The organism is Geopseudomonas aromaticivorans (assembly GCF_019097855.1).
GTDB lineage: Bacteria > Pseudomonadota > Gammaproteobacteria > Pseudomonadales > Pseudomonadaceae > Geopseudomonas > Geopseudomonas aromaticivorans.
In genome coordinates, this window is record NZ_JAHRGL010000030.1 from 305377 (window position 1) to 330996 (window position 25620).

Here is a 25620-nt window from a genome sequence, read left to right on the forward strand (position 1 = left end):
GACCGCCCTGGCGGCAGGCTGCATAACCGTAAGGAGCATTTATGCGTCATTACGAAATCGTCTTCCTGGTTCACCCGGATCAGAGTGAGCAGGTTGGCGGTATGGTCGAGCGTTACACCAAGACCATCGAAGAAGACGGCGGCAAGGTTCACCGCCTGGAAGACTGGGGCCGTCGTCAGCTGGCTTACGCCATCGACAACGTGCACAAGGCTCACTACGTTCTGATGAACGTCGAGTGCAGCGGTGCTGCCCTGGCCGAGCTGGAAGACAACTTCCGCTACAACGACGCCGTGATCCGCAACCTGGTGATCCGTCGCGACGAAGCCGTGACCGAACAATCCGAGATGCTCAAGGCCGAAGAAAGCCGCAACGAGCGCCGCGAGCGTCGTGACCGTAGCGACAGCGCCGAAGGCGCCGCTGAAGGCAGCGACGGCGACAGCGCCGACGAGTAATCTTCGTAACCAGTATTGAGGAGCCACTTTCATGGCACGTTTTTTCCGTCGTCGTAAGTTCTGCCGTTTCACCGCTGAAGGCGTTCTGGAGATCGATTACAAGGATCTCAACACCCTGAAGGCCTACGTCTCCGAAACCGGCAAGATCGTTCCGAGCCGTATCACCGGCACCAAAGCCAAATATCAGCGTCAGCTGGCTACCGCGATCAAGCGCGCCCGCTACCTGGCCCTGCTGCCCTACACCGACAGCCACGGTCGTTGAGACCCGGACGTCGACAGGTCAACGGATGTAATTCATGCGGGCACTAGCTGACTTCGTCATGCGCGGCCGCCTGCAGGCTACCCTTGCGGTGGTCGTCGCAGCGGCGCTGCCCCTGCTGTTCTGGGTGAGCGCTGCGGCGGGCTCGCTGGTTCTGCTGCGGCGTGGTCTGAACGATGCCTTGGGGATCGTGCTCTGGGCGCTGTTGCCGACCTTGCTGTGGTGGTACTTCGGCGAACCGCGGCCGCTGCTGGTGTTGTCCGGCAGTCTGGCGTTGGCACTGGTACTGCGGGTCAGCGTCTCCTGGACGCGGGTACTGCTGGCCAGCGTGCTGCTCGGCGTGCTGTATGGCGTGATCATCGATGCCGTGTTCGGCGAGGTGGTCAAGCGTAACGCTAGCGAGCTGCTCGAGCTGATGCCGCAGATGCTGGGCGAGAACTACCGGCAGATGACGGCAGACGAGAAGGTGCGGATCGGCGAGCTGCTGGCGCCGGTGCTGACAGGCCTGATGGCCGGCCTGCTGCAACTGCTCAGCCTGCTCTGTGTGCTGCTGGGTCGTTACTGGCAGGCGTTGCTGTACAACCCGGGCGGTTTCGGTCGCGAGTTTCGCGCCGTCCGCCTGCCGGCACCGATGGCCGTGTCCTTGCTGGTGGGGATTTTCCTGCTGCCGGGACTGAGCATCGAGCTGGCCATGCTGACACCGTTGTGCAGTGTGCCGCTGGCGTTTGCCGGAGTGGCCCTGCTGCACGGGCTGGTGGCGCAGCAGCGGCTGGCGCGCTTCTGGCTGGTGGGTTTGTACGTCTCGCTGCTGTTGTTCATGCAGCTGGTGTATCCGTTGTTGGTCGTGTTGGCCGTTGTCGACAGTCTGTTTGATTTCCGTGGGCGCGCGGCGCGCGATGGCGCGAACGGGCCCACGGACGGTGAAGGTTAAAAGTTAAGAGGTTAAAGCCAAATGGAAATCATCCTGCTGGAAAAAATCGCCAACCTGGGCAACCTGGGCGACAAGGTTAACGTCAAGGCCGGTTACGGTCGCAACTACCTGCTGCCGCAGGGCAAGGCCACTGTGGCCAGCGCCGAGAACGTTGCGGCGTTCGAAGCCCGTCGTGCCGAGCTGGAAAAGCTGGCTGCCGAGAAGAAGGCCTACGCCGAATCCCGCGCTGCCCAGCTGGGCGAGCTGGAAGTCACCATCACCGCCACCGCTGGCGATGAAGGCAAGCTGTTCGGTTCGATCGGTACCCACGACATCGCCGACGCCCTGACCGCCTCCGGCGTTGAAGTGGCCAAGAGCGAAATCCGCCTGCCCAACGGTGCCATCCGTCAGGTCGGCGAATACGACGTAGCCGTGCACCTGCACAGCGACGTCGACGCCACCGTTCGCGTGGTGGTGGTGGCCGCCTAAGGCTGCCATCGATGCCCGTGCATCCCAGATGCCGGGCAGCTAACATCGGGCACGCCCTGCACTCGCAGGCGTGCCCTTTGTCTTTCTGCAGTACGGTAAACACGGTAGCGAAGCGATGAACGAGATCAGCGTCCCCGAACAGTACGATCTGGAGACCGCCGCCCTCAAGGTGCCGCCGCACTCCATCGAGGCCGAGCAGGCCGTGATCGGCGGCCTGATGCTGGACAACAACGCCTGGGAGCGGGTGCTGGACCTGGTGTCCGACGGCGACTTCTACCGCCACGATCATCGCCTGATCTTCCGCGCCATCTACAAGCTGGCCGAGCGCAACCAGCCGTTCGACGTGGTCACCCTGTCCGAGCAGCTGGACAAGGAAGGTCAACTGGCCCAGTCCGGCGGCCTGGCCTACCTCGGCGAGCTGGCGAAGAACACGCCGTCGGTGGCCAACATCAAGGCCTACGCGCAGATCATCCGCGAGCGCGCCACCCTGCGTCAGCTGATCGGCATCAGCAACGAGATCGGCGACAGCGCCTACAACCCGCAGGGGCGCGGTGCCGACGAGATTCTCGACGAGGCCGAGCGCAAGATCTTCCAGATCGCCGAGGCGCGGCCGAAGAGTGGCGGCCCGGTGGGCCTCAACGAGCTGCTGGCCAAGGCCATCGACCGTATCGACACTCTGTTCAACACCCACGAGGCGATTACCGGCATCTCCACCGGTTTCGCCGACCTGGATGACAAGACCAGCGGCCTGCAGCCTGGCGACCTGATCATCGTCGCTGGCCGTCCGTCGATGGGCAAGACCACCTTCGCCATGAACCTGGTGGAGAACGCCGTGCTGCGCAGCGACAAGGCGGTGATGGTGTACTCGCTGGAGATGCCAGGCGAATCGCTGGTGATGCGTATGCTGTCTTCGCTCGGGCGCATCGACCAGACCAAGGTGCGTTCCGGTCGCCTCGACGACGACGACTGGCCGCGGCTGACCTCGGCGGTCAACCTGCTCAACGAGCGCAAGCTGTTCATCGACGACACCGCCGGCATCACGCCCTCGGAAATGCGCGCGCGCACCCGTCGTCTGGTGCGCGAGCATGGCGAGCTGGCGCTGATCATGGTCGACTATCTGCAGCTGATGCAGATCGGCGGTTCGGGCGGCGAGAACCGCACCAACGAGATTTCCGAGATCTCCCGCTCGCTGAAGGGCCTGGCCAAGGAGTTCAACTGCCCGGTGATCGCCCTGTCGCAGCTCAACCGCTCGCTGGAGCAGCGGCCCAACAAGCGCCCGATCAACTCCGACCTGCGCGAGTCGGGCGCCATCGAGCAGGACGCCGACGTGATCATGTTCGTCTACCGCGACGAGGTGTATCACCCGGAAACCGAGCACAAGGGCGTCGCCGAGATCATCATCGGCAAGCAGCGGAACGGCCCGATCGGCACCGTGCGCCTGGCCTTCCTCGGCAAGTACACACGCTTCGAGAACCTGGCGCCGGGGATGTACAACTTCGAGGACGAATGATCGCGCATCCATCGCTCGATCAAGGAAAACGGGCGCCCAGCGGGTAAGATGGGCGCCCGTTTTCCGTTTCGAGGCCGAACCGTCATGCGCCCGCTGGTTGCCACCATCGATCTGTCCGCCATTCGCCACAACTACCTGCTGGCCAAGGCCTGTGCGCCGGAGCGGCTGGCCTTTGCGGTGGTCAAGGCCAACGCCTACGGCCACGGCGCGCGCGAGGTGGTCAGTGCCCTGCCGGAGGCCGACGGTTTCATCGTCGCCTGTCTGGAGGAGGCTGGCGAGGTGCGCGCCCTGCACGGCAAGGCGCGCGTGCTGCTGCTGCAGGGCTGCTTCGAGGCGAAGGAGTATCTGATGGCGGCGCAGCTGGCGCTGGACGTGGTGGTGCAGAGTCGCGAGCAGGCCGAGGCGCTGCTCGGCAGCACGCTGAATCGCCCGCTGAACGTCTGGCTCAAGCTGGATTCCGGCATGCATCGCCTGGGTTTTGCGGCTGAGGAGCTGCGCGCCTGGCATGCGCGCCTGGCCGCTGCCGAGCAGGTGGCCGAGCTCAACCTGATCAGCCACTTCGCCTGTGCCGACCAGCCCGAACACCCGCTCAACCGGATTCAGCTGGACTGCTACCGCAGCTTGGACGACCTGGCGTTCGACTGCCGCTCGCTGGCCAACTCGGCTGCCATCCTCACCCGCCCCGGGGCGCATATGGACTGGTTGCGACCAGGCATCATGCTCTATGGCGCCAGCCCGTTCGCCGATCGCCCGGCCGCCGAGCTGGGCCTCAAGCCGGCGATGACCCTCGGCGGCAGCCTGATCGCCGTGCGCGAGGTGCCGGCCGGCGACAGCGTCGGCTACGGCGCCAGCTGGGTTGCCGCGCGGCCGACGCGCATCGGCACCATCAGCTGCGGCTATGCCGACGGCTACCCGCGCAGCGCGCCGGCGGGCACGCCGGTACTGGTCTGCGGCCAGCGCGTGCCGCTGGTCGGTCGCGTTTCCATGGACATGCTGACGGTGGATCTCTCGGCGGTGCCCGAGGCGCAGGTCGGCTCGCCGGTGGAGCTGTGGGGTGCCCAACTGCCGGTGGACGAGGTGGCTGGCGCCTGCGGCACCATCGGTTACGAGCTGCTGAGCAAGGTCACCGCACGGGTGCCGCGCCGGCACCGCTACTGAGTTCGCCTCGCACCTGGGTGGACAGCGGCGCCACCTTGTCCACCGCTCCGGCGATGTGTCGTGGTGGAAAGTCGCTGCGCGAATATTCCACCCTGCGGCGTGCGGCGCAATCCCGACCCCGGGCGTCGGACTTGCTCACTTTTTGTGCTATCCTCCGCGCCCGCGCCAACCCCCTCCCGAGATTTCCTGGTCACCGCCATGCAAGCCGCCAAGCCGCTGTTCGACTATCCCAAGTACTGGGCCGAATGTTTCGGACCCGCCCCCTTCCTGCCGATGAGTCGGGAAGAGATGGACCTGCTTGGCTGGGATTCCTGCGACGTGATCATCGTCACTGGCGATGCCTACGTCGACCATCCGTCGTTCGGCATGGCGATCATCGGTCGCCTGCTCGAGGCCCAGGGTTTCCGCGTCGGCATCATCAGTCAGCCGGACTGGCAGTCGAAGGACGACTTTATGAAGCTCGGCGAGCCGAACCTGTTCTTCGGGGTGGCGGCGGGCAACATGGACTCGATGATCAACCGCTATACCGCCGACCGCAAGGCGCGCTCGGATGACGCCTACACGCCGGGCGGCATGGCCGGCAAGCGCCCGGACCGCGCCAGCATGGTCTACAGCCAGCGCTGCCGCGAAGCCTACAAGGGCGTGCCGATCGTGCTCGGTGGCATCGAGGCCTCGCTGCGGCGCATCGCCCACTACGACTACTGGCAGGACAAGGTGCGCCATTCGATCCTGATGGACGCCAAGGCCGACATCCTGCTGTACGGCAACGCCGAGCGGGCCATCGTCGAGGTCGCGCAGCGCCTGGCCGCTGGCCAGCCGGTGCAGGCGATCAGCGATGTGCGCGGTACCGCCTTCGTGCGCCGCGACACCCCGGAGGGCTGGTTCGAGCTCGACTCCACGCGCATCGACCGCCCCGGCAAGATCGACAAGGTCATCAACCCCTACGTCAACACCCAGGACCTCGAGGTCTGCGCCATCGAGCAGGCCAAGGGGGCGGCCGACCGCGGTGAGGTGGACGACCCCAACGAGGCCAAGCCGGTCGAGCTGCTGCCGCATCCGCGCCTGGAGCGTGACAAGACGGTGATCCGCCTGCCGTCGTTCGAGAAGGTGCGCAGCGACGCGGTGCTCTACGCCCATGCCAACCGCGTGCTGCACCTGGAGACCAATCCGGGCAACGCCCGCGCCCTGGTGCAGCGTCACGGCGACAGCGACGTGTGGCTGAATGCGCCGCCAATCCCGCTGACCACCGAGGAGATGGACTACGTCTTCGGCCTGCCCTACGCCCGCGTGCCGCACCCGGCCTACCACGGCGAGAAGATCCCGGCCTACGAGATGATCCGTTTCTCGGTCAACATCATGCGCGGCTGCTTCGGCGGCTGCACCTTCTGCTCGATCACCGAGCACGAGGGGCGGATCATCCAGAACCGCTCGGAGGAGTCGATCCTGCGCGAGATCGAGGAGATCCGCGACAAGGTGCCGGGCTTCACCGGGGTGATCTCCGACCTCGGCGGGCCGACCGCCAACATGTACCGCATCGCCTGCAAGAGCCGCGAGATCGAGGCCGCCTGCCGCAAGCCGTCGTGCGTCTATCCGGGCATCTGCGACAACCTGAATACCGACCATTCGGCGCTGATCCAGCTGTACCGCGATGCCCGCGCGCTGCCCGGAGTGAAGAAGATCCTCATCGCCTCCGGCCTGCGCTACGACCTCGCCGTGGAGTCGCCGGAGTACGTCCGGGAGCTGGTCACCCACCATGTCGGCGGCTATCTGAAGATCGCTCCGGAGCACACCGAGCGCGGCCCGCTGGACAAGATGATGAAGCCCGGCATCGGCACCTTCGACCGCTTCAAGAGGATGTTCGACAAGTACACCAAGGAGGCGGGCAAGGAGCAGTACCTGATCCCGTACTTCATCGCCGCGCACCCGGGCACCACCGACGAGGACATGATGAACCTCGCCCTGTGGCTCAAGCGCAACGGCTTTCGCGCCGACCAGGTGCAGGCCTTCTACCCGTCGCCGATGGCCACCGCCACGGCGATGTACCACTCGGGGCGCAACCCGCTGCGCAAGGTCACCTACAAGAGCGAGGGGGTGGCCATCGTCAAGGGCGAGCGCCAGCGTCGCCTGCACAAGGCCTTCCTGCGCTACCACGACCCGAGCAACTGGCCGCTGCTGCGCGAGGCGCTGAAGAACCTCGGACGTGCCGACCTGATCGGCCCCGGCAAGCACCAGCTGATTCCAGCCACTCAGCCGGCGGGCGAGGGCGGCTACCAGAGTGCGCGGCGCAAGAACTCCACCCCGGTGGGTAGCAAGAAGGTTGGTGGGGTCGCCTCAGGCAGGCCGCTGCTGACCCAGCACAGCGGCCTGCCGCCACGCGCCAGTGATGGCAGCAAGCCGTGGAGCAAGGGCGAGGAAGGCAAGGCGCAGGCTTTCGCCAAGGGCAAGAAAAAGCCGGCCGGCAAGCGTCCCGGCGCACGCTGAGTAGAGCCACCAGCCCGCGCCGCGGGCTCGGTGGTCAGGGCGAAACGGAACTAAGCAGAATCGCTGCCGCCATCGGCGGGCGGCAGCGACGGCGGTCTCAGTGCAGGACGGCGTGGTGCGGGGTGCCTGCGCAGTGCAGGGTCAGCCAGTCCTGCAGGCGCTGCAGCAGTTGCGGGCCAACGCTGTCGCCGCACTCGTGGCGCTTGATCAGTTCGAGCACCTCCATGCACAGCTCGTTATGTTCGGCGCGATGAGCGGCGTCGACCGGGCTGCCCAGGGCAAGAAAGGCTTCTTCCTCGCTGACGATGGATTGCAGCAGGCCGCTCAGCAGGTGGGTCAGGCACTCGCCGACCGCGTCCAGGGAGTCCTTCAGTGGCAGGTGTGCGCTGAGGGTATCGGCCAGCTCGCTGAGCCAGCAGCGCTGTGCCTCGATGACGGCAATGCCCTTCAGGTCTTGGGATTTCCAGGGAGTGAATCCAGTCATAACGTGTCCCTTCTTCAAGCATCCGGCATGGATGCGCCGCTGTGCTCGCGGCTTGGTTGGTCAAATTCGTATTGCGCGGCACGGTAACAACGGATTGTTACAGCCCGGTGATAAGCGTGTCTCAACGCCCCAGGCGACGCAGTTCGTCCGACTCGACGATGCGTGTACCGCTGCGTTCTTCCAGCGCCAGACGCCAGAGCGCGCGAGCCAGTAGGCATACCGGGACTCCGCGCCATTTTCCAAGCAAGATACGCGCCATCGGCGCGGCGACCTGTTCGATCAGGCGCTGCTCGCGGCGTTGGCCGAGCAGCAGGGAGGGACGGGCGATGGTCAGTTGCGGCCAGTCCTGCGCCTTGAGGGCTTCTTCCATCTCGCCCTTGATCCGGCTGTAGAACACCCGCGACTGCGGGTCGGCGCCCAGCGCGCTGAGCACCAGGAAGTGGCGCGCGCCCAGTTCGCGGGCGCGTTGGGCGCAGGCGATCACCAGGTCGCGGTCGATGGCGGTGAAGGCGCTTTCGGAGCCGGCCTGGCGCAGGGTCGTGCCGAGGCAGCAGAAGGCGGTATCCACGGGTCCCGTCAGTTTTGGCAGGACATCCGCGGCATCGCCGTAGGGGTTTTCCAGATGCGGGTGGGCCGCCAGGGGGCGTCGACTGGGCGCCAGCACGCGCTTGACGGTGGGTTCGTTGAGTACGCGATCAAGCAGGTGCTCGCCGGTCAGGCCGCTGGCGCCGAAGATAAGCAGATTGCGGGGGCTGTTGGAGTGCGGCATGGCTGCGATCATCCTGGTGCGGCGCCGGTGGTTACCAGTCTAGATCAGCATGTGCGGCGCGCGGTGGTCAAGCAGGCTGGGGTGTAATTGCTGGGCTCGTCCCTATAATGCACTCAAGTTCTTGGGAGGGGTTGTGATGCTGTTGCGAGGAATCACCTGGCTGGTGTTGTTCCAGCTGCTGGGCACGGGGTTGAACGTGCTGTTGCTGCCGATGTTGCCGGGACCGATCATCGGCATGTTGCTGCTGTTCGCCTTCCTGGTGTGGCGTGGCGAGGTGCCGGCGCCAATCGGCGAGGCAGGCGGTGCGTTGCTGCGCTACCTGCCGCTGCTACTGGTGCCGCCGGCAGTGGGGGTGATGGCCTATGCCGAGGCGATTGCCGCCGATTTCTGGGCGCTGGCCGGCACCTTGGTGCTGTCGACGCTGCTGGCCATGCTGTTTGCCGGCTGGCTGATGCAGAGGCTGATCGACCGCCAGCGGCGACGCGCGGAGGGCGGGGCATGAGTGGTACTTTGACGGCCGCCCTGCAGGCGATTCTCGACCATCCGCTGTTCGGCTTCGGCATCACCCTCGGCGCCTACCAACTGGCCCTGGCGCTGTTCGAGCGCACCCGCTGGGTGTTCCTGCAGCCGGTGCTGCTGTCGATGGGCCTGGTGGTCGGTGTGCTGCTGCTGTGCGGCATCGACTACGCCAAATACCGCGCCAGCGTGAACATGCTTTCGGTGTTCCTCGGTCCGGCCACGGTGGCGCTGGCGGTGCCGCTGTTCCTCAACCTCAGGCGCATCCGTCAGTTGCTCTGGCCGGTCCTGCTGACCCTGGCGCTGGCCGGCAGCCTGGCCACCGCGCTGGGCATCGGTTTCGCCTGGCTGTTCGGCGCCGACCATGTGATGCAGATGACCGTGCTGCCCAAGTCGGTGACCTCGCCGATCGCCATGCTGATCGCCGAGCAGCTCGGCGGCATCGCCGCGCTGGCGGCGGTATTCGTGCTGATCGTGGGGGTGATTGGCGCGATCTGCGGTCCCGGGCTGTTGACTCGCATCGGCGTGCACAGCCCGGCGGCGCGCGGCATGGCGCTGGGGATAACCGCTCATGCGGTGGGGACCGCCCAGGCTCTGCAGGAGGGCGAGGAAACCGGCGCCTTCTCGGCGCTGGCGATGAGCCTGATGGGGGGCGCGACGGCGATCCTGCTGCCGCTGGTGGTGGCGCTGGTAGCCTGATCAGTAGCGGTACAGCGCGCTGCCGTCGACCGCCAGCCAGCCGAGCAGGCCGAGGAGCAACAGGCCGGGCGCCAGCCACCACCACAGGCGCGGACCGGGGGCGGCCAGCGGACCGTGCCGCTGCACCAGGGCCAGGCTGGTGGCGCAGACGCTGCCGGCCAGCAGGCCGCCGGCGATCACGTCGGTCGGCCAGTGCACGCCGAGATACACCCGCGACAGGGCGATGGCTGCGGCCGGCAGGCCAGCCAGTAGCAGCCAGGCCAGGCGGCTGCGCGCGGCGGCGCCGCGACCGGCCAGCACGCCGAGGGTCAGGCACAGGGCGAAGGCGGCCGAGCTGTGGGCGCTGGGCAGACTGAAGCTGTCCAGCGGCTGCAGCAGGATATCCGGGCGGCTGCGGCCGATCAGCTGCTTGAGGCCCAGAGTGGTCAGCGCGGTGCCGGTCAGGGTCAGGGCGGCGAAGGTCAGCGCGCGCCACTGGCGCTGCAGCGCCAGCAGCAGGCCGAGCAGCGCGCCGGCGAACACCTGGATGTTGCTGTTGCCCAGGAGGGTCAGTTGCGCCATCAGGCGGTCGAGGTTGGGGGTGCGCAGCTGCTGCAGCACGTCGAGCAGCGCCTGGTCGAGTACTGCGAAGTGGCGCCAGCCAACGGACAGGGCGAGCAGCACCAGTGCGCTGAGTGTGCCGGCCAGCGCCGCCGCCAGTCGCCGCTCGCGCAGGCTGGCGTGGGCGATCAGGCCGAGCACTACGGCCAGGGCGCCGAACAGTAGCCCGGCCTGCCACCAGAAGCCCTCCGGCAGGGGCAGGCGCAGGGCGGCACCGGTGGTCCAGCCGGGCAGCAGGTAGGCCAGCGCCCAGCCGGCGGCGGCCAGCAGGCTCACTCCGATGAAGCGCGGCAGCGGCATGTCGAGCATGCCGGCCACGGTCGGCAGCATCGGCCGCAGCGGGCCGATGAAGCGGCCGATCAGCAGGCTGGCCACGCCGTAGCGCTGGAAATAGAACTCGGCCTGGGCCAGCCACTCCGGGTGCTGGCGCAGGAGCGGCAGGCGGCGGATGTCCTGGTGGAAGCGCCGGCCGAGGGCGTAGGACAGGCCGTCGCCGAGCAGGCCGCCGGCGTAGCCGAGCAGCAGGGTCTGCCACAGGGGGAGGGCGCCGCTGCCGGCCAGGGCGGCGACGGCGAATAACACCACGGTGCCCGGCACGATGATGCCGACGATGGTCAGGCATTCGATGCAGGCGATCAGGAAGATCGCCAGGCCCAGCCATTCGGGGTGGGCGCCCAGCCAGGCAGTCAGGGTGGCGAGCCACTGGCTCATGCGTCTTGCTCCTTGACGTCGATCAGATGGAAGTCCGTGCCCTCGCGCTGGCCGCGGCGCAGCGGGTTGCGCGTGCAGTGGCGGGCATAGGCGGCCTCGACGAAGCGGTACTCGAGATGCTCGTCGCGGCCGCGGGGGATGCCCAGGCGGGTGGTCTGTACGATCTGCGCCGGCCGCTCGCCGACATCCTCGACGAACAGCCGGTGCCAGTCGAAGCGCTGGCCGTCCCAGTCCGGCACCTTGAGGCCGAGGGTGCGGCACAGCAGGGTCTGTCCGGCACACAGCTTCTCCCGCGGGCGTGGCTGCCCCTGGCGGTCGGGGTTGTTGGCCTGCATGCAAGCCAGCGAATCCGGGCCGCTCACCGCATCCTGCCAGGGGAGGGCGGACTTGATCAGCACCGCGTTGCCGGCGCCGTGGGCGCTGAAGTTCAGCGAGTCGCCGCCGCGGGCGTAGTACATGTAGATGTGCCCGCCGTCGAGGAACAGCGCGCGGCGCTTTTCCGTGTAGCCGAGCGAGGCGTGGCTGCCCTTGTCGGTCAGGTAGTAGGCCTCGGTCTCGATGATCCGCGCGCTCAGCCACAGCTCGCCGACCCGATGGCGGATGATCTTGCCGAGCAGCTCGCGGGCGACCAGGCAGGCGTCGCGGTCAAAGAAGGCGTCGGCCAGCGGGCGGGCGCCGGGCCAGGGCAGCGGCGTAGCGGAAGGTCGGGCTGGCATGAGAGCGAGATGGGCGGCTGAACGGAGTGCCATGGTAGCAATCCCCGGCAATCGCGGCGCAGGAGAGATACCGCTGGGCCGTCATGTGGCGGCAGCGCCGGCTGCAGGATGTGTGTTTGCGCACAGCCGGCCGGCATTCTGGGCCGATTCCCGCAGTGCGGATCAGCCTGCGTACCCGACCGATTCCCCTCGGCTAAGTGGCCAACTCCTGCCGCTCGCCCGCTTTCGCTGGGCTCGGGGCGGTGGCGCGGCTATAATCGAGGACTTTTTCCCCGCAGCCGGATCGCCGAGACCATGACCGAGTCCGTACTCGATTACATGACCCGCCTGGGTCGCGCCGCGCGCGAGGCTTCGCGCGTCACCGCTCGCGCCACCACCGCGCAGAAGAACAACGCCCTGCTGGCCGCCGCCCGCGCCCTCGATGTCGCGCGCGAGGAGCTGATTCGCGCCAACGCCCTGGATCTGGACAACGGCCGCGCCAACGGCCTCGACGAGGCCATGCTCGACCGCCTGGCGCTGACCCCGGCGCGCATCGACGACATGATCGAGGGCCTGCGCCAGGTCGCCGGCCTGCCCGATCCGATCGGCACCATCCGCGACATGCGCTACCTGCCCTCTGGCATCCAGGTCGGCAAGATGCGCGTCCCGCTGGGCGTGATCGGCATCATCTACGAGTCGCGGCCCAACGTGACCATCGACGCCGCCAGCCTGTGCCTGAAGTCCGGCAACGCCACCATCCTGCGTGGCGGCTCCGAGGCGATCCATTCCAATCGCGCCATCGCCGCCTGCATCCAGCTGGGCCTGGCCGAGGCCGGCCTGCCGGCGGCCTGCGTGCAGGTGGTGGAAACCACCGACCGCGCCGCCGTGGGTGCGCTGATCGCCATGCCGGAGTTCGTCGACGTCATCGTGCCGCGCGGCGGCAAGGGCCTGATCGAGCGCATCAGCCGCGACGCCAAGGTGCCGGTAATCAAGCACCTGGACGGCATCTGCCACGTCTACATCGACGTCGCCGCCGACGTGGACAAGGCGATTCGCGTCGCCGACAACGCCAAGACCCATCGCTACGCGCCGTGCAACGCCATGGAAACCCTGCTGGTGCACGAGGGCATCGCCGCTCGTGTGCTGCCGCCGCTGGCCGACATCTACCGCGCCAAGGGCGTCGAGCTGCGCGGCTGCCCGCGCACCCGGGCGCTGCTCGGTGCCGACGTGCTGGAGGCGACCGAGCAAGACTGGCATACCGAGTACAACGCGGCGATCCTGTCGATCCGCGTGCTCGACTCGCTGGAGCAGGCGATCGAGCACATCAACCACTACGGTTCGCAGCACACCGACGCGATCATCACCGAAAGCTTCACCGACGCGCGGCGCTTCCTCACCGAGGTGGACTCCAGCTCGGTGATGGTCAACGCCTCGACGCGCTTCGCCGACGGCTTCGAGTACGGTCTGGGCGCCGAGATCGGCATTTCCACCGACAAGCTGCACGCACGTGGCCCGGTCGGCCTGGAAGGCCTGACCAGCGAGAAATACGTGGTGTTCGGCGACGGTCACGTGCGCGGCTGATGACCCAACGCATTGGTCTGCTCGGCGGCACCTTCGATCCGATCCACATCGGCCACCTGCGCGCCGCGCTGGAGGTGGCCGAGCAGTTCGCCCTCGACGAGCTGCGCCTGATTCCCAGCGCGCGTCCGCCGCATCGCGGCACGCCGCAGGTCAGCGCCCAGGCGCGCCTGGACATGGTGCGCCTGGCGGTGGCCGATGTGCCGCCGCTGAGCGTGGACGACCGCGAGCTGTGGCGCGACAGGCCGTCGTGGACCATCGACACCCTGGAATCGTTGCGCGCCGAGCTGGGCGCCGAGGTCCAATTGTTGCTGCTGGTCGGCTGGGATGCCTTCTGCGGTCTGCCGACCTGGCATCGCTGGCAGGAACTGCTCGATCACTGCCACATCCTCGTGCTGCAGCGGCCGGACGCCGGCAGCGAGGCACCCGATGCGCTGCGCAACCTGCTGGCCGCGCGCAGCGTGGCCGACCCCAAGGCACTCAAGGGACCGGCCGGGCAGATCGCCTTCGTCTGGCAGATGCCGCTGGCGATTTCCGCCACGCAGGTCCGCGAGCGCCTCGGCAGCGGCCGTTCCATCCGTTTTCTGGTGCCCGACGCGGTGCTGGCCTACATCCATGCGCACGGCCTGTACCGTGCCGCCCCTTCGACTCAAGAGTGAATATCTGACAATGCAAGCCGAACAACTGGTCCAGGTGGTGATTGCCGCCCTGGAAGACATGAAAGCTCAAGACATCACCACCATCGACGTGCGCGACAAGACCAGCATCACCGACTTCATGGTGATCGCCTCGGGCAGCTCCAGCCGTCACGTCAAGTCGCTGGCCGACACCGTGCTGGAGAAGGTCAAGGCGCAGGGCGTCAAGCCGATCGGCAGCGAAGGCCTGGACAGCGGCGAGTGGGGTCTGCTCGACCTCGGCAACGTGGTGGTGCACGTGATGCAGCCGGCCACCCGCCAGTTCTATGACCTCGAGCGCCTGTGGCAGGGTGCCGAGCAGAGCCGCGCCCAGCACGCTGACGAGTAAGCGGCGGGCATGCGCATCCGACTGATTGCCGTAGGCTCGCGCATGCCGCGCTGGGTCGAGGACGGCTGGCAGGAGTACGTCAAGCGCCTGCCGCCCGAGCTGACCCTGGAGCTGGTGGAGATTCCGCTGCATACCCGCGGCAAGAATGCCGACGTCGCCCGCCTGATCCGCCAGGAAGGCGAAGCCATGCTGGCACGGGTGCAGCCCGGGGAACGCGTGGTCACTCTCGAGGTCCATGGCAAGCCGTGGAGCACCGAGCAGCTGGCTACCGAGCTGGACCGCTGGCGCCTCGATGCGCGCACCGTCAACCTGATGGTCGGCGGCCCGGAAGGGCTGGCGCCGGAGGTGTGCGCGCGCAGCGAGCAGCGTTGGTCGCTGTCGCCGTTGACCCTGCCGCACCCGCTGGTGCGGGTGCTGCTTGGCGAACAGATTTATCGCGCCTGGACCGTGTTGTCCGGGCATCCGTACCACAAGTAGCGCAGCCCGCCGTCTCTCATGCCGCAGTCGATCCAGCTCAAGGACCACGAACGCGACGCCCGTCTGGTGCGCAACCGCGCCATCGTCGGCGGGCTGTTCGTGCTGCTGCTGACCGGTGCGCTGATCGCGCGGCTGTTCTACCTGCAGGTGATCCAGTACGAGCACCACACCACCCTGGCGGAGAACAACCGTATCCACGTGCAGCCGCTGCCACCGAGCCGCGGGCGCATCTACGACCGCAACGGGGTGGTCATCGCCGACAACCGTCCGAGTTTCAGCCTGACCGTGAGCCGCGAGCGCGCCGGGGACTGGCAGCAGGCCCTCGACACCATCGTCGAGGTGCTCGAACTCGGTCCGGAGGAGCGCAGTCTGTTCGAGAAACGCCTGCGCCAGGGCCGCCGGCCCTTCGAGCCGGTGCCGATCCTGTTCGAGCTGAGCGAGGAGCAGATCGCCCGCATCGCGGTCAACCAGTTCCGTTTGCCGGGGGTCGACGTGGTCGCCCAGCTGGTCCGCCACTACCCCCAGGGCGAGCACTTCGCCCACTCGGTCGGCTATGTCGGGCGGATCAACGAGCAGGAACTCAAGCGCCTCGATCCGGTGGACTACAGCGGCACCCACCACATCGGCAAGACCGGCGCGGAGAAGTTCTACGAGGACCTCCTGCACGGTCAGGTCGGTTACGAGGAAGTCGAAACCAACGCCCGCGGCCGCGTGCTGCGCGTGCTCAAGCACACCGACCCGGTGCCGGGCAAGGACATCACCCTGAGCTTGGATCTCAAGCTGCAGCTGGCGGCTGAGGCGGCGCTGGCCGGACGCCGCGGTGCGGTGATCGCCATCGAGCCGGCCACCGGCGGCGTGCTGGCCATGGCCAGCCAGCCCAGCTTCGATCCCAACCTGTTCGTCACCGGCATCGGTGCCAAGGAGTACGCCGCGCTGCGCGACTCCATCGACCGGCCGCTGTACAACCGCGTGCTGCGTGGCCTGTATCCGCCCGGCTCGACGGTCAAGCCGCAGGTGGCGCTGGCCGGGCTGGACGCCGGCGTGGTCAACGCCGGCACGCGGGTCTTCGATCCGGGCTACTACCAGCTGCCGGGCAACACTCACAAGTACCGCAACTGGAACCGCAGCGGCGATGGCTGGGTGAGTCTCGACCTGGCGCTGGCCCGCTCCAACGACACCTATTTCTACGACCTGGCGATCAAGCTCGGCATCGACCGTCTGCACCAGTACATGACGGCCTTCGGTCTCGGTCAGCGGGTCTCGCTCGACCTCGCCGAGGAGGCCGCCGGCCTGATGCCCTCGCGCGAGTGGAAACGCATCAGCCGCCGCCAGGGCTGGTACCCCGGCGAGACGGTGATCACCGGCATCGGCCAGGGCTACATGCTCACCACGCCGCTGCAGCTGGCCCAGGCTACCGCGCTGGTCGCCAGTCACGGCCAGTGGCGCCGCCCGCGCCTGCTCCGCGATGCCGACGGCATGAGTGCGGAGCAGCTGATGGACGCCGAGCTGCTGGAGCGCCGCGAGACGCCGCCGGACATTGTCGCCAAGGATCCGAAGTACTGGAATCTGGTCACCCACGGCATGGTCGAGGTGGTGCACGGCGCGCGCGGCACCGCACGCAAGGTCGGCCTCGGCTCGCCCTACCTGATCGCCGGCAAGAGCGGCACCGCGCAGGTGGTGGCGATTCGCCAGGGCGAGAAATACGACCGCAGCAAGGTGCGCGACCGTCACCGCGACCACGCCCTGTTCGTCGCCTTCGCCCCGGCCGACGATCCGAAGATCGCGGTGGCGGTGATGGTGGAGAACGGCGAGTCGGGCTCCGGCGTAGCCGGGCCGGTGGCCAAGCAGGTGCTGGATGCCTGGCTGCTCGACGAGAATGGCCGGCTCAAGGCCGAGTTCGCACCGCGGCAGGCGGCGGAGGTACCCCGTGACCACTAACTTCGACCGCACGCTGTCCAGCGAGGACGTGATGCGCAGGCGCGCCAGCCTGCTGCAGCGCCTGCACATCGACGGCCCGCTGCTGCTGCTGCTGCTGACCCTCGGTGCCGTCGGCCTGTTCGTGCTGTATTCGGCCGGCGGCAAGCACTGGGGGTTGCTGCTCAAGCAGACCACCTCATTCGGTCTCGGCCTGCTGGCGATGACCGTCATCGCCCAGCTGGAGCCGCGCTTCATGGCGCGCTGGGCGCCGCTGCTGTACGGCGGCGGGGTAACCCTGCTGCTCGCCGTGGAGCTTTTCGGCTACACGGCGATGGGCGCCACGCGCTGGATCAACATCCCCGGGGTGATCCGTTTCCAGCCCTCGGAGTTCATGAAGCTGATCATGCCGCTGACCATCGCCTGGTACCTGTCCAGTCGCAGCCTGCCGCCCAGCCTCAAGCATCTGCTGATCGCCCTGGTGCTGATCGGCGTGCCCTTCGTGCTGATCCTCAAGCAGCCGGATCTCGGCACCGGCATGCTGATCCTCGCCTCCGGCGCCTTCGTGCTGTACATCGCCGGGCTGCGCTGGCTGTGGATCGGCGGCGCGGTGGCGGCGGCGGTGCCGACCGCGGTGGCCATGTGGTACTTCGTCCTGCACGACTACCAGAAGCAGCGCATCCACACCTTCCTCGATCCGGAAAGCGATCCGCTGGGTACCGGCTGGAACATCATCCAGTCCAAGGCGGCGATCGGTTCCGGCGGGGTGTTCGGCAAGGGCTGGCTGCTCGGCACCCAGTCGCACCTGGATTTTTTGCCGGAAAGCCACACGGACTTTATCATTGCCGTACTCAGCGAGGAGTTCGGGCTGGTGGGCGTGTGCCTGCTGCTGCTGGTCTATCTGCTGGTGATCGCCCGCGGCCTGACCATCACCGTGCAGGCGCAGACCTTGTTCGGCAAGCTGCTGGCTGGCAGCATCACCATGACCTTCTTCGTCTACGTGTTCGTCAATATCGGCATGGTCAGCGGATTGCTGCCGGTAGTGGGAGTACCCTTGCCCTTCATCAGTTACGGCGGAACTTCGCTGGTGACGCTGATGTCTGGTTTTGGCATTTTGATGTCGATCCACACCCACCGGAAGTGGATCGCCCAGGTTTGAGACTGCCGCTTTGAATCCGAGAGTGAAGCATACGATGCACAGACTGCGCGCATGGGCGCGGCGAGGGATTGCCCTGGTCGGCCTGATCGGCATCGCCACTCCGGCGCTGGCCGGGGACTATCAGGGATCGCCTGTGGTCGACGAATTCATCGGCGAACTGGTCCGCGACCAGGGCTTCGCCGCCCCCCAGCTGCAGGCGCTGTTCGCCCAGGTGGAGCGCAAGCAGCCGATCCTCGACGCCATCGCGCGGCCGGCCGAACGGGTCAAGCCGTGGAAGGAGTACCGGCCGATCTTCCTCACCGACGCGCGGATCAGCCGCGGCGTCGAGTTCTGGAACCAGCATGCCGAGGCGCTGGCGCGTGCCGAACGCGAATACGGTGTGCCGGCGCAGGTGATCGTAGCGATCATCGGCGTGGAAACCTTCTTCGGCCGCAACACCGGTAACTGGCGGGTGATCGACGCGCTGGCCACCCTCGGCTTCGACTATCCACCGCGCGCCGACTTCTTCCGCAAGGAGCTGCGCGAGTTCCTCCTGCTCAGCCGCGAGCAGCAGGTCGATCCGCTCAGCGTGACCGGTTCCTACGCCGGCGCCATGGGGCTGCCACAGTTCATGCCGAGCAGCTTCCGCGCCTATGCGGTGGACTTCGACCACGACGGCCACATCGACATCTGGAAGAACCCGGTGGACGCCATCGGCAGCGTGGCCAGCTACTTCCAGCGCCACGGCTGGGTCGCCGGCGACCCGGTGGTGACCCGTGCGCGCGTCGCCGGCACCCGCTTCGCCGACGGCCTGACCCTGGGCCTGGAGCCGGTCAAGTCGGTCGGTGACCTGCGCCAGCTGGGCTGGACGCCGCTGGACGCGGTAAACGACAACTATGCGGTGACCGCCTTCCGCCTCGAAGGCGCCCAGGGCGACGAGTTCTGGATGGGCCTGCCCAACTTCTACGTGATCACTCGTTACAACCGCAGCGTGATGTACTCGCTGGCCGTGCATCAGCTGTCCGCCGCCTTGCTGGCGCAGCGTCAGGAGCCGTGAGCATGCGCCTACGGACGTCCCTGGCCCCGCTGGCGCTGATCGGTGTCAGCCTGCTGCTCGGCAGCTGCACGACCTCGCGCGCGCCGACCGACGAGCGCATCTCCGGACCCGGCAACTATGCCCGCCCGCACAAGGACGGCGAGCCGTGGTGGAACGTGGATGTCTCGCGCATCCCCGATGCCGTGCCGATGCCGCACAACGGCCCGGTCAAGGCCAGTCCCTACACGGTGTTCGGCAAGCCCTACTACCCGATCAGCGACGTGCGCAACTATCGGGTGACCGGCACCGCGTCGTGGTACGGTACCAAGTTCCACGGCCAGGCCACCGCCAACGGCGAGACCTACGACCTGTACGGCATGACTGCCGCGCACAAGACCCTGCCGCTGCCCAGCTACGTGCGAGTGACCAACCTGGAGAACGGCAAGAGCGTGATCCTGCGGGTCAACGACCGCGGACCGTTCTATTCCGACCGCATCATCGACCTGTCCTTCGCCGCGGCGAAGAAGCTCGGCTATGCCGAGGTGGGCACCGCGCGGGTCAAGGTCGAGGGTATCGACCCGCAGCAGTGGTGGGCCCAGCAGGGCCGCCCGGTGCCGCTGGTACTGGCCGGCAACAGCGCGCCTGCCAACCGCAGCAACAAGCTGCTGAGCCTGCCGGCACCGACCGAGGTGCGCAGCGTGGCGCAGCCGATCGAGCAGTACACGCCTCCGCCGGAACAGCACGCCGCCGCGGTCTTGCCGGTCGAACTGGCGGTAAAAAAAAACGCTTCTGCCCCAGTCGCTGGGCTGTATCTCCAGGTGGGCGCCTTCGCCAACCCGGACGCTGCGGAACTCCTCAAGGCCAAGCTGAACGGCCTGGTGGGGACTGCCCCGGTGTTTATCAGCTCGGTCGTGCGCAACCAGCAGGTGCTGCACCGCGTACGGCTGGGGCCGATCGAAACTCAGGATGAGGTCCTGCAGCTGCAGGACACCCTGCGCGTGGCCAGTCTTGGCCAGCCGACGCTGGTGCGGCCGGACTGAAACCGCAGTGCTGTAATGCCCACCAGGGCCTGATTGACCTACCTAGCTATTCGAGAGACGGATGAACATCACCACCTTCGTGCACCGCCTGTTCCTGCTTGTCCTGTTCGCCGCTACGCCCGTCGCCTGGGCTGCCGAGCAGGTCGTTCCCGCTGCGCCACAACTGGCGGCCAAGGCCTACGTGCTCATGGATGCCGACAGCGGTCGCGTGCTGGTCGAGCAGGTTTCCGACGAGCGTCTGCCGCCGGCCAGCCTGACCAAGCTGATGACTGCCTACATCGCCACCCTGGAAATCCGCAAGGGCCAGATCAGCGAGAAGGACCAGGTCACCATCAGCGAGCACGCCTGGCGCACCGGCGGCTCGCGGATGTTCGTCCAGGTCGGCACTCAGGTGGCCCTGGGCGACCTGCTGCACGGCATCATCATCCAGTCCGGCAACGACGCCAGCGTGGCGGTGGCCGAGCATATCGCCGGTAGCGAGGACGCCTTCGCGGACCTGATGAACACCACGGCGCAGCGCCTCGGCATGACCAACAGCCACTTCATGAACGCCACCGGCCTGCCCCATCCGGAGCACTATTCGTCGGCCCGCGACATGGCCGTGCTGGCGCGCGCGATCATCAAGGAGGACGCCGAGCACTACGCGATCTACTCGCAGAAGGAGTTCTTCTGGAACAACATCAAGCAGCCCAACCGCAACCTGCTGCTGTGGCGCGACAAGACCGTCGACGGCCTGAAGACCGGCCACACCGAGGAAGCCGGCTACTGCCTGGTGGCCTCCGCAGTACGTGAAGGCCAGCGCCTGATCGCCGTGGTGTTCGGCACCAACAGCGAGCAGGCCCGCGCCGCCGAAACCCAGAAGCTGCTGACCTACGGCTTCCGCTTCTTCGAGACCCGCAAGTTCTACCAGAAGGGGGCCGAACTGGCCCAGGCGCCGGTGTGGAAGGGCGCCGAGCGTCAGCTCAAGGCCGGCCTGGCCGAGGACCTGACCCTGACCCTGCCGCGCGGCCAGCTGGACAAGCTGCAGGCCAGCATGAGCCTGCAGCCGATGATCGTCGCCCCGGTGGCGGCCGGCCAGGAAGTCGGCAAGGTCGAGGTGCGCCTCGGCGAGCAGGTGCTGCACAGCGCGCCGCTGGTGGCCCTCGAAGCGGTCGAAGAGGGTGGTATCTTCCGCCGCGTGTGGGATAGTATCCGACTGTTTTTCTACGGTTTGTTCAACTGACCTTCTGACCAGCGCGTGACGCCTCGATCCGGGGCGTCCGCCTTGCGGGCCACAAGTCCGCCACGACCATGACCGATATCAAGACCGACAATACCCCTGCAACGGCCGAAGTTCAGGCTCCGAAAATCGAATTCCCCTGCGAGCGCTATCCGATCAAGGTGATCGGCGATGCCGGCGAGGGCTTCGCCGACCTGGTGATCGACATCGTCCGCCGTCATGCGCCGGACCTGGATGTCACCACCCTGACCCTGCGCGACAGCAGCAATGGCCGTTTCGTCTCGGTGCAGGTGGCGATCCGCGCCACCGGCGTCGAGCAGCTGCAGTCGATCCATATCGACCTGCGCGCCACCGGCCGCGTGCACATGGTGCTCTGATGAGCGCCCTGCGGGTGCGCGAGCTCGGCCTGCAACCCTACCAGCCTGTCTGGCAGGCCATGCAGCGCTTCACCAACGAGCGCGGCCCGGATACTCCGGACGAGATCTGGCTGCTGCAGCACGAGCGGGTATTCACCCAGGGCCAGGCCGGCAAGGCCGAGCACCTGCTGATGCCCGGCGACATCCCGGTGGTGCAGGTGGACCGCGGCGGACAGGTGACCTACCACGGCCCCGGCCAGCTGATCGCCTACCTGCTGCTGGATGTGCGCCGCTCGGGGCTGGGTGTGCGCGAGCTGGTCAGCCGCATCGAGCGCAGCCTGATCGGCCTGCTCGCCGGCTACGGTGTCGAGGCCTACGCCAAGGCGGACGCCCCCGGCGTCTATGTCGGCGCGGCGAAGATCGCCTCGCTCGGCCTGCGCATCCGCCACGGTCGCTCCTTTCACGGCCTGGCGTTGAACGTCGACATGGATCTCGAGCCGTTCCGGCGCATCAATCCCTGCGGCTACGCCGGCCTGGCGATGACCCAGCTGCGCGATCTGGCCGGACCCATCGATTTTGCCGAGGTGCAGGCCGCGCTGGTTCGCCAGCTGCTGGCGCAGCTCGGTTACGCTGAACACGAAACCCTCACGCAAGGGCTGGAGCTGACATGAGCACTGCAGACAACAACAACCAGAGCCCGAGCAAGGTTGAAGCCGGGGTCAAGCTGCGCGGTGCCGAGAAGGTCGCGCGCATTCCGGTGAAGGTCATTCCGACCGAAGAGTTGCCGCGCAAGCCGGACTGGATCCGCGTGCGCATCCCGGTCACCCCGGAGGTCGAGCGGATCAAGCAGCTGCTGCGCAAGCACAAGCTGCACAGCGTGTGCGAGGAGGCCTCCTGCCCGAACCTCGGCGAATGCTTCTCCGGCGGCACCGCCACCTTCATGATCATGGGTGACATCTGCACCCGCCGCTGCCCGTTCTGCGACGTCGGCCACGGCCGGCCGAACGCCCTGGATCCGGACGAGCCGAAGAACCTGGCGGTGGCCATCGCCGACCTGCGCCTGAAGTACGTGGTGATCACCTCGGTGGACCGCGACGACCTGCGCGACGGCGGCGCCCAGCACTTCGCCGACTGCCTGCGCGAAATCCGCCAGCTGTCGCCGGGCGTGCAGCTGGAGACCCTGGTGCCGGACTACCGCGGGCGCATGGAAATCGCCCTCGACATCACCGCGAGCGAACCGCCGGACGTGTTCAACCACAACCTGGAGACCGTGCCGCGCCTGTACAAGTCCTCGCGACCGGGCTCGGACTTCGAGTGGTCGCTGGACCTGCTGCAGGAGTTCAAGAAGCGCGTGCCGGGCGTGCCGACCAAGTCGGGCCTGATGCTCGGCCTCGGCGAGACCGACGAGGAAGTCATCGAGACCATGCAGCGCATGCGCGAGCACGAGATCGACATGCTCACCCTCGGCCAGTACCTGCAGCCCTCGCGCAACCACCTGGCGGTGCAGCGCTTCGTCCACCCGGACACCTTCGCCTGGTTCGCCGAGGAAGGGGCGAAGATGGGCTTCAAGAACGTCGCTTCCGGTCCGCTGGTGCGCTCGTCCTACCATGCCGACCAGCAGGCCCACGGCCACACGAAGAGCTGAGAGATCAAGGTGGGGCGGACTGCGGTCTGCCCCGCCCTGTACAGCCGTTCGTGCTCCGCAAGGAGCGCCATTCAGCGATCTGCAGAAACGCAAAACCCCGGCCTTGGCCGGGGTTTTGCGTTGTGGGGCGAGCGCGGATGCCGGAGGCATCCGCTGCTGCGCGCCGGTCAGTGCTTGAGCAGGTTGAACAGGTAGTCGGGCAGCGGATCGATGACGACTTCCTGGCCCTCATAGTGCGCCTTGAGCCCTTCGAGCGGCACCACGCCATGGGGCGCGCTGGCATTATCCAGGTGCTGACGGGCGCGGTAGTCGATCACGCAGTCGTTGGCCTCGACCCAGAAGTGTGGCGAAACCACTTTGCCGTTCAGCTCCAACGTACCCAGCATCACCTTGTAGGGAATCCGCTGCTTGGCCAGGCGGGTCACCACCAGGCGGCTTAGGCCGTCGGATGCGGCCTTGGCGGAGTCCAGATCATCAAGAAGGTTTTTTAGCTGGGGTTGGTTCATGTGCGTGTCCTCGGTGGACCGGCTGTCTAGATGCACGCATTTTAGACTAAAGTCTAAGAAAGGTTAATATCTTCAGAATCGCCGGAAGCGAATAGGACCTGGAGCCGACGAACGGTAAGGGAGTGGTTCGGCTGGGGGCTGATGGCGCTTTCAGTGCGATGCATGGTGGGCTAGCGCACGGGGCAAACGCATAGCCTCGGTTTTGCCAGGGCTATGCGTCGCGCCGTGTGCGCTTAAGTTCAAGGCAGCTGGCGCAGCTGCTCCAGCAGCCGATAGTTCGGGTAGCCATCGGTCGGCCAGCCCAGCTGCTGCTGGCTGGCGCGTACCGCGCGGCGGGTGTTGGCGCCGATGATGCCGTCGGCCGCGCCCGTCTCATGGCCATGCTGGCTCAGCCGCTCCTGCAGCTCGATGCGCTCGCTGCGCGACAGCTGCCGCTCCCAGCGCGGCCAGCTACCGTAAATCATGCCGCCGCCACCGAAACGCTCGCCGAGCAGGCTGATGGCCAGCGCGTAGGCGGTGGAGTTGTTGTACTTGAGGATGCTGCGGAAGTTGTCCAGCACCAGGAACGCCGGGCCATTGTGGCCGGCGGGCAGCAGCAGGCTGGCGCTCTGCGCGCCGGCGGCAGCCTGCGGCGGGGCGTTCAGCGGGCGGATGCCCAGCGCCAGCCATTCGCTCAGCGGCTTGCGCTGCTCCGGGTCGGCCAGCGCATAGTCGAAGCCCTCCGGCAGGCGCACCTCCATGCCCCAGCTCTGCCCGGTCTGCCAGCCGGAGGCCTGCAGATAGTTGGCGGTCGAGGCCAGCGCATCGGCAGTGGAATCCCAGATATCGCGGCGGCCATCGCCATCGAAATCCACGGCGTAGCGCTGGTAGGTGGTGGGGATGAACTGGGTCTGACCCATCGCGCCGGCCCAAGAGCCCTGCATACGCTGTGGCTGCACGTCACCATGCTCGAGGATCGAGAGCGCGGCGAGCAGCTGGTCGTGGGCGAACTGCGGACGGCGGCCTTCGTGGGCGAGGGTCGCCAGCGAGCGGATCACGCTCATGTTGCCGGTATTGGCGCCGAAGTTGCTCTCCATGCCCCAGATGGCAACCAGGGTGTTGCGCTCGACGCCGTAGCGCTGCTCGATGATGCTCAGCGTCTCGGCATGCTCGGCGAGCAGGCGTTGGCCATTGCGCACACGTGGCAGGGACGCCGCGCTATCCAGGTATTCCCACACCGGCCGGGTGAACTCCGGCTGGCTGCGGTCGGCACGGATCACCGCCGGGTCGGGAGTCACCCCGGCAAAGGCGCGTTCGAAGGTGGCGCTATCGATACCGGCAGCCAGCGCCTCGCGGCGAAAGCCGTCGCGCCACTCGCTGAAGCTCTGTTGCACCTCGGCGACGGGGGCCGCGGCGACAGCGGCCGACGGGGCCGGTTGCACCTGCGCTGCGGGGGCAGGGGCGCCGGACATGGGGGGCTCGGCGCAGGCGCTGAGCTGGATCAGCGTCAGCAGCAGCGCACTGCCATTGAGCAGGCGACGGCGCGACTGACGGTCGGCGATCGGGTTCGACATGACGACTTCCACGGTCAAGCAGGATCAGGGGGCAACCTTAACATGGGCATGCGGCCTTTGCCTCGGCAGGCAGGCCCTGGGTAGACCGCGTCCGTCGGATCGAATTCACCCAGGGTATGCACAATGTCTGCTGCACATCGGCCATGCTGCGTCGAAGCGGGGAACGGTGGAAACAGCCGAGCAGTGCGAGTCAGTCAGTCGATTGGCGTGGCCGTTGGTGCCCTGAGCCCCCAACGGCCCCAACCGATCTGGCCTTGGAAGGTACTAAAAAACCCTAGGGAAGGTCTGAAAAACACTTCCCGATCTGGTGAAATAGCCGCCAGTCCCTCTGGAGCCCCCCTTGCATGAAGCAACTGTCCTTCGCCGATGCGGAGTACGCCGGCAAACGCAAACAGACCCGCC

At 67.1% G+C, this 25620-nt stretch carries 28 protein-coding genes; 21 read left to right on the forward strand and 7 right to left on the reverse strand.

Annotation, left to right across the window (positions count from 1 at the left end; translation table 11 throughout):
- Window positions 1-41: 41 nt before the first annotated feature.
- From rpsF to KRX52_RS12815, 7 genes are all read left to right on the forward strand, one after another.
- Entirely contained in the window at window positions 42-452 is a 411-nt protein-coding gene (gene rpsF, locus KRX52_RS12785) for a 30S ribosomal protein S6 (protein WP_217682108.1), read from the forward strand.
- A 31-nt stretch (window positions 453-483) separates the two neighbouring features.
- The gene (gene rpsR, locus KRX52_RS12790; RefSeq protein WP_090213622.1) at window positions 484-714 is read left to right on the forward strand and encodes a 30S ribosomal protein S18; all 231 of its coding nucleotides are present in this window, start codon (window positions 484-486) and stop codon (window positions 712-714) included.
- A 34-nt stretch (window positions 715-748) separates the two neighbouring features.
- Window positions 749-1642: a YybS family protein gene (locus KRX52_RS12795; protein ID WP_217682109.1), complete on the forward strand. Its 894-nt coding sequence runs from the start codon at window positions 749-751 to the stop codon at window positions 1640-1642.
- A 21-nt stretch (window positions 1643-1663) separates the two neighbouring features.
- Window positions 1664-2110: a 50S ribosomal protein L9 gene (gene rplI, locus KRX52_RS12800; protein WP_217682110.1), complete on the forward strand. Its 447-nt coding sequence runs from the start codon at window positions 1664-1666 to the stop codon at window positions 2108-2110.
- 115 nt (window positions 2111-2225) lie between these two features.
- A complete protein-coding gene (dnaB, locus tag KRX52_RS12805) occupies window positions 2226-3620 on the forward strand; it encodes a replicative DNA helicase (protein ID WP_217682111.1) in 1395 nt (464 codons plus the stop codon).
- Between the two features lie 84 nt (window positions 3621-3704).
- Complete coding sequence (gene alr / locus KRX52_RS12810; RefSeq protein WP_217682112.1) at window positions 3705-4778, forward strand: alanine racemase; 1074 nt, start codon at window positions 3705-3707, stop codon at window positions 4776-4778.
- A 198-nt stretch (window positions 4779-4976) separates the two neighbouring features.
- Window positions 4977-7259: a YgiQ family radical SAM protein gene (locus KRX52_RS12815; protein WP_217682113.1), complete on the forward strand. Its 2283-nt coding sequence runs from the start codon at window positions 4977-4979 to the stop codon at window positions 7257-7259.
- A 97-nt stretch (window positions 7260-7356) separates the two neighbouring features.
- On the opposite strand, the gene KRX52_RS12820 is transcribed toward KRX52_RS12815, so the two are convergent.
- Together KRX52_RS12820 and KRX52_RS12825 are read right to left on the reverse strand one after the other, a co-directional pair.
- Entirely contained in the window at window positions 7357-7743 is a 387-nt protein-coding gene (locus tag KRX52_RS12820; RefSeq protein ID WP_217682114.1) for a hypothetical protein, read from the reverse strand.
- Between the two features lie 121 nt (window positions 7744-7864).
- On the reverse strand, window positions 7865-8512 hold the full coding sequence (locus tag KRX52_RS12825) for an oxidoreductase (protein WP_217682115.1): 648 nt from the start codon (window positions 8510-8512) through the stop codon (window positions 7865-7867).
- Window positions 8513-8648: 136 nt separating this feature from the next.
- Between KRX52_RS12825 and KRX52_RS12830 the strand changes: the two genes are divergently transcribed.
- The gene (locus KRX52_RS12830; RefSeq protein ID WP_217682116.1) at window positions 8649-9014 is read left to right on the forward strand and encodes a CidA/LrgA family protein; all 366 of its coding nucleotides are present in this window, start codon (window positions 8649-8651) and stop codon (window positions 9012-9014) included.
- Entirely contained in the window at window positions 9011-9727 is a 717-nt protein-coding gene (locus KRX52_RS12835) for an LrgB family protein (protein ID WP_217682117.1), read from the forward strand. Before KRX52_RS12830 ends, KRX52_RS12835 begins: the two co-directional genes overlap by 4 nt.
- On the opposite strand, the gene KRX52_RS12840 is transcribed toward KRX52_RS12835, so the two are convergent.
- Both KRX52_RS12840 and KRX52_RS12845 read right to left on the reverse strand, forming a co-directional pair.
- Window positions 9728-11038 carry a bifunctional DedA family/phosphatase PAP2 family protein gene (locus tag KRX52_RS12840; protein WP_217682118.1) on the reverse strand — a complete coding sequence of 437 codons (1311 nt, stop codon included), beginning with the start codon at window positions 11036-11038 and terminating at the stop codon, window positions 9728-9730.
- Window positions 11035-11754, reverse strand: coding sequence for a DNA-3-methyladenine glycosylase (locus KRX52_RS12845; protein WP_217682148.1), 720 nt, complete (start codon window positions 11752-11754; stop codon window positions 11035-11037). Before KRX52_RS12845 ends, KRX52_RS12840 begins: the two co-directional genes overlap by 4 nt.
- A 294-nt stretch (window positions 11755-12048) precedes the next feature.
- On the opposite strand from KRX52_RS12845, the gene KRX52_RS12850 reads away from it, so the two are divergent.
- From KRX52_RS12850 to lipA, 12 genes are all read left to right on the forward strand, one after another.
- Window positions 12049-13314: a glutamate-5-semialdehyde dehydrogenase gene (locus KRX52_RS12850; RefSeq protein ID WP_217682119.1), complete on the forward strand. Its 1266-nt coding sequence runs from the start codon at window positions 12049-12051 to the stop codon at window positions 13312-13314.
- On the forward strand, window positions 13314-13970 hold the full coding sequence (gene nadD, locus KRX52_RS12855) for a nicotinate-nucleotide adenylyltransferase (protein ID WP_217682120.1): 657 nt from the start codon (window positions 13314-13316) through the stop codon (window positions 13968-13970). Before KRX52_RS12850 ends, nadD begins: the two co-directional genes overlap by 1 nt.
- Window positions 13971-13980: 10 nt before the next feature.
- Complete coding sequence (gene rsfS, locus KRX52_RS12860) at window positions 13981-14334, forward strand: ribosome silencing factor (protein ID WP_217682121.1); 354 nt, start codon at window positions 13981-13983, stop codon at window positions 14332-14334.
- Window positions 14335-14343: 9 nt separating this feature from the next.
- On the forward strand, window positions 14344-14811 hold the full coding sequence (gene rlmH, locus KRX52_RS12865; RefSeq protein WP_217682122.1) for a 23S rRNA (pseudouridine(1915)-N(3))-methyltransferase RlmH: 468 nt from the start codon (window positions 14344-14346) through the stop codon (window positions 14809-14811).
- A gap of 18 nt (window positions 14812-14829) precedes the next feature.
- Entirely contained in the window at window positions 14830-16749 is a 1920-nt protein-coding gene (mrdA, locus tag KRX52_RS12870) for a penicillin-binding protein 2 (RefSeq protein WP_217682123.1), read from the forward strand.
- Window positions 16739-17884 (forward strand): rod shape-determining protein RodA, encoded by a 1146-nt coding sequence (gene rodA / locus KRX52_RS12875; protein ID WP_437439702.1) that lies wholly within the window; start codon window positions 16739-16741, stop codon window positions 17882-17884. Before mrdA ends, rodA begins: the two co-directional genes overlap by 11 nt.
- 34 nt (window positions 17885-17918) lie before the next feature.
- Window positions 17919-18920, forward strand: coding sequence for a lytic murein transglycosylase B (gene mltB / locus KRX52_RS12880; protein WP_217682124.1), 1002 nt, complete (start codon window positions 17919-17921; stop codon window positions 18918-18920).
- Entirely contained in the window at window positions 18917-19939 is a 1023-nt protein-coding gene (locus tag KRX52_RS12885) for a septal ring lytic transglycosylase RlpA family protein (RefSeq protein ID WP_217682125.1), read from the forward strand. The genes mltB and KRX52_RS12885 overlap by 4 nt, the downstream gene beginning before the upstream one ends.
- Before the next feature lie 61 nt (window positions 19940-20000).
- On the forward strand, window positions 20001-21161 hold the full coding sequence (locus tag KRX52_RS12890; RefSeq protein ID WP_217682126.1) for a D-alanyl-D-alanine carboxypeptidase family protein: 1161 nt from the start codon (window positions 20001-20003) through the stop codon (window positions 21159-21161).
- A 68-nt stretch (window positions 21162-21229) separates the two neighbouring features.
- Window positions 21230-21535, forward strand: a complete 306-nt coding sequence (locus tag KRX52_RS12895; protein WP_217682127.1) for a DUF493 domain-containing protein — start codon at window positions 21230-21232, stop codon at window positions 21533-21535.
- Complete coding sequence (gene lipB / locus KRX52_RS12900) at window positions 21535-22185, forward strand: lipoyl(octanoyl) transferase LipB (RefSeq protein ID WP_217682128.1); 651 nt, start codon at window positions 21535-21537, stop codon at window positions 22183-22185. The genes KRX52_RS12895 and lipB overlap by 1 nt, the downstream gene beginning before the upstream one ends.
- Complete coding sequence (gene lipA, locus KRX52_RS12905; RefSeq protein ID WP_217682129.1) at window positions 22182-23159, forward strand: lipoyl synthase; 978 nt, start codon at window positions 22182-22184, stop codon at window positions 23157-23159. Before lipB ends, lipA begins: the two co-directional genes overlap by 4 nt.
- A gap of 167 nt (window positions 23160-23326) precedes the next feature.
- On the opposite strand, the gene KRX52_RS12910 is transcribed toward lipA, so the two are convergent.
- The 3 genes from KRX52_RS12910 to KRX52_RS12920 form a co-directional block, all read right to left on the reverse strand.
- On the reverse strand, window positions 23327-23665 hold the full coding sequence (locus KRX52_RS12910) for a hypothetical protein (protein ID WP_217682130.1): 339 nt from the start codon (window positions 23663-23665) through the stop codon (window positions 23327-23329).
- 239 nt (window positions 23666-23904) lie between these two features.
- Window positions 23905-25218, reverse strand: coding sequence for a lytic murein transglycosylase (locus tag KRX52_RS12915; protein WP_217682131.1), 1314 nt, complete (start codon window positions 25216-25218; stop codon window positions 23905-23907).
- Between the two features lie 194 nt (window positions 25219-25412).
- The coding region (locus KRX52_RS12920; RefSeq protein WP_217682132.1) for a hypothetical protein at window positions 25413-25620 on the reverse strand (208 nt) is incomplete at its 5' end.

Coding starts and splice junctions, on each gene's coding strand:
- rpsF (WP_217682108.1), top strand. CDS start 42: ATGCGTCATTACGAAATCGTCTTCCTGGTTCACCCGGATCAGAGTGAG.
- rpsR (WP_090213622.1), top strand. CDS start 484: ATGGCACGTTTTTTCCGTCGTCGTAAGTTCTGCCGTTTCACCGCTGAA.
- KRX52_RS12795 (WP_217682109.1), top strand. CDS start 749: ATGCGGGCACTAGCTGACTTCGTCATGCGCGGCCGCCTGCAGGCTACC.
- rplI (WP_217682110.1), top strand. CDS start 1,664: ATGGAAATCATCCTGCTGGAAAAAATCGCCAACCTGGGCAACCTGGGC.
- dnaB (WP_217682111.1), top strand. CDS start 2,226: ATGAACGAGATCAGCGTCCCCGAACAGTACGATCTGGAGACCGCCGCC.
- alr (WP_217682112.1), top strand. CDS start 3,705: ATGCGCCCGCTGGTTGCCACCATCGATCTGTCCGCCATTCGCCACAAC.
- KRX52_RS12815 (WP_217682113.1), top strand. CDS start 4,977: ATGCAAGCCGCCAAGCCGCTGTTCGACTATCCCAAGTACTGGGCCGAA.
- KRX52_RS12820 (WP_217682114.1), bottom strand. CDS start 7,743: ATGACTGGATTCACTCCCTGGAAATCCCAAGACCTGAAGGGCATTGCC.
- KRX52_RS12825 (WP_217682115.1), bottom strand. CDS start 8,512: ATGCCGCACTCCAACAGCCCCCGCAATCTGCTTATCTTCGGCGCCAGC.
- KRX52_RS12830 (WP_217682116.1), top strand. CDS start 8,649: ATGCTGTTGCGAGGAATCACCTGGCTGGTGTTGTTCCAGCTGCTGGGC.
- KRX52_RS12835 (WP_217682117.1), top strand. CDS start 9,011: ATGAGTGGTACTTTGACGGCCGCCCTGCAGGCGATTCTCGACCATCCG.
- KRX52_RS12840 (WP_217682118.1), bottom strand. CDS start 11,038: ATGAGCCAGTGGCTCGCCACCCTGACTGCCTGGCTGGGCGCCCACCCC.
- KRX52_RS12845 (WP_217682148.1), bottom strand. CDS start 11,754: ATGCCAGCCCGACCTTCCGCTACGCCGCTGCCCTGGCCCGGCGCCCGC.
- KRX52_RS12850 (WP_217682119.1), top strand. CDS start 12,049: ATGACCGAGTCCGTACTCGATTACATGACCCGCCTGGGTCGCGCCGCG.
- nadD (WP_217682120.1), top strand. CDS start 13,314: ATGACCCAACGCATTGGTCTGCTCGGCGGCACCTTCGATCCGATCCAC.
- rsfS (WP_217682121.1), top strand. CDS start 13,981: ATGCAAGCCGAACAACTGGTCCAGGTGGTGATTGCCGCCCTGGAAGAC.
- rlmH (WP_217682122.1), top strand. CDS start 14,344: ATGCGCATCCGACTGATTGCCGTAGGCTCGCGCATGCCGCGCTGGGTC.
- mrdA (WP_217682123.1), top strand. CDS start 14,830: ATGCCGCAGTCGATCCAGCTCAAGGACCACGAACGCGACGCCCGTCTG.
- mltB (WP_217682124.1), top strand. CDS start 17,919: ATGCACAGACTGCGCGCATGGGCGCGGCGAGGGATTGCCCTGGTCGGC.
- KRX52_RS12890 (WP_217682126.1), top strand. CDS start 20,001: ATGAACATCACCACCTTCGTGCACCGCCTGTTCCTGCTTGTCCTGTTC.
- KRX52_RS12895 (WP_217682127.1), top strand. CDS start 21,230: ATGACCGATATCAAGACCGACAATACCCCTGCAACGGCCGAAGTTCAG.
- lipB (WP_217682128.1), top strand. CDS start 21,535: ATGAGCGCCCTGCGGGTGCGCGAGCTCGGCCTGCAACCCTACCAGCCT.
- lipA (WP_217682129.1), top strand. CDS start 22,182: ATGAGCACTGCAGACAACAACAACCAGAGCCCGAGCAAGGTTGAAGCC.
- KRX52_RS12910 (WP_217682130.1), bottom strand. CDS start 23,665: ATGAACCAACCCCAGCTAAAAAACCTTCTTGATGATCTGGACTCCGCC.
- KRX52_RS12915 (WP_217682131.1), bottom strand. CDS start 25,218: ATGTCGAACCCGATCGCCGACCGTCAGTCGCGCCGTCGCCTGCTCAAT.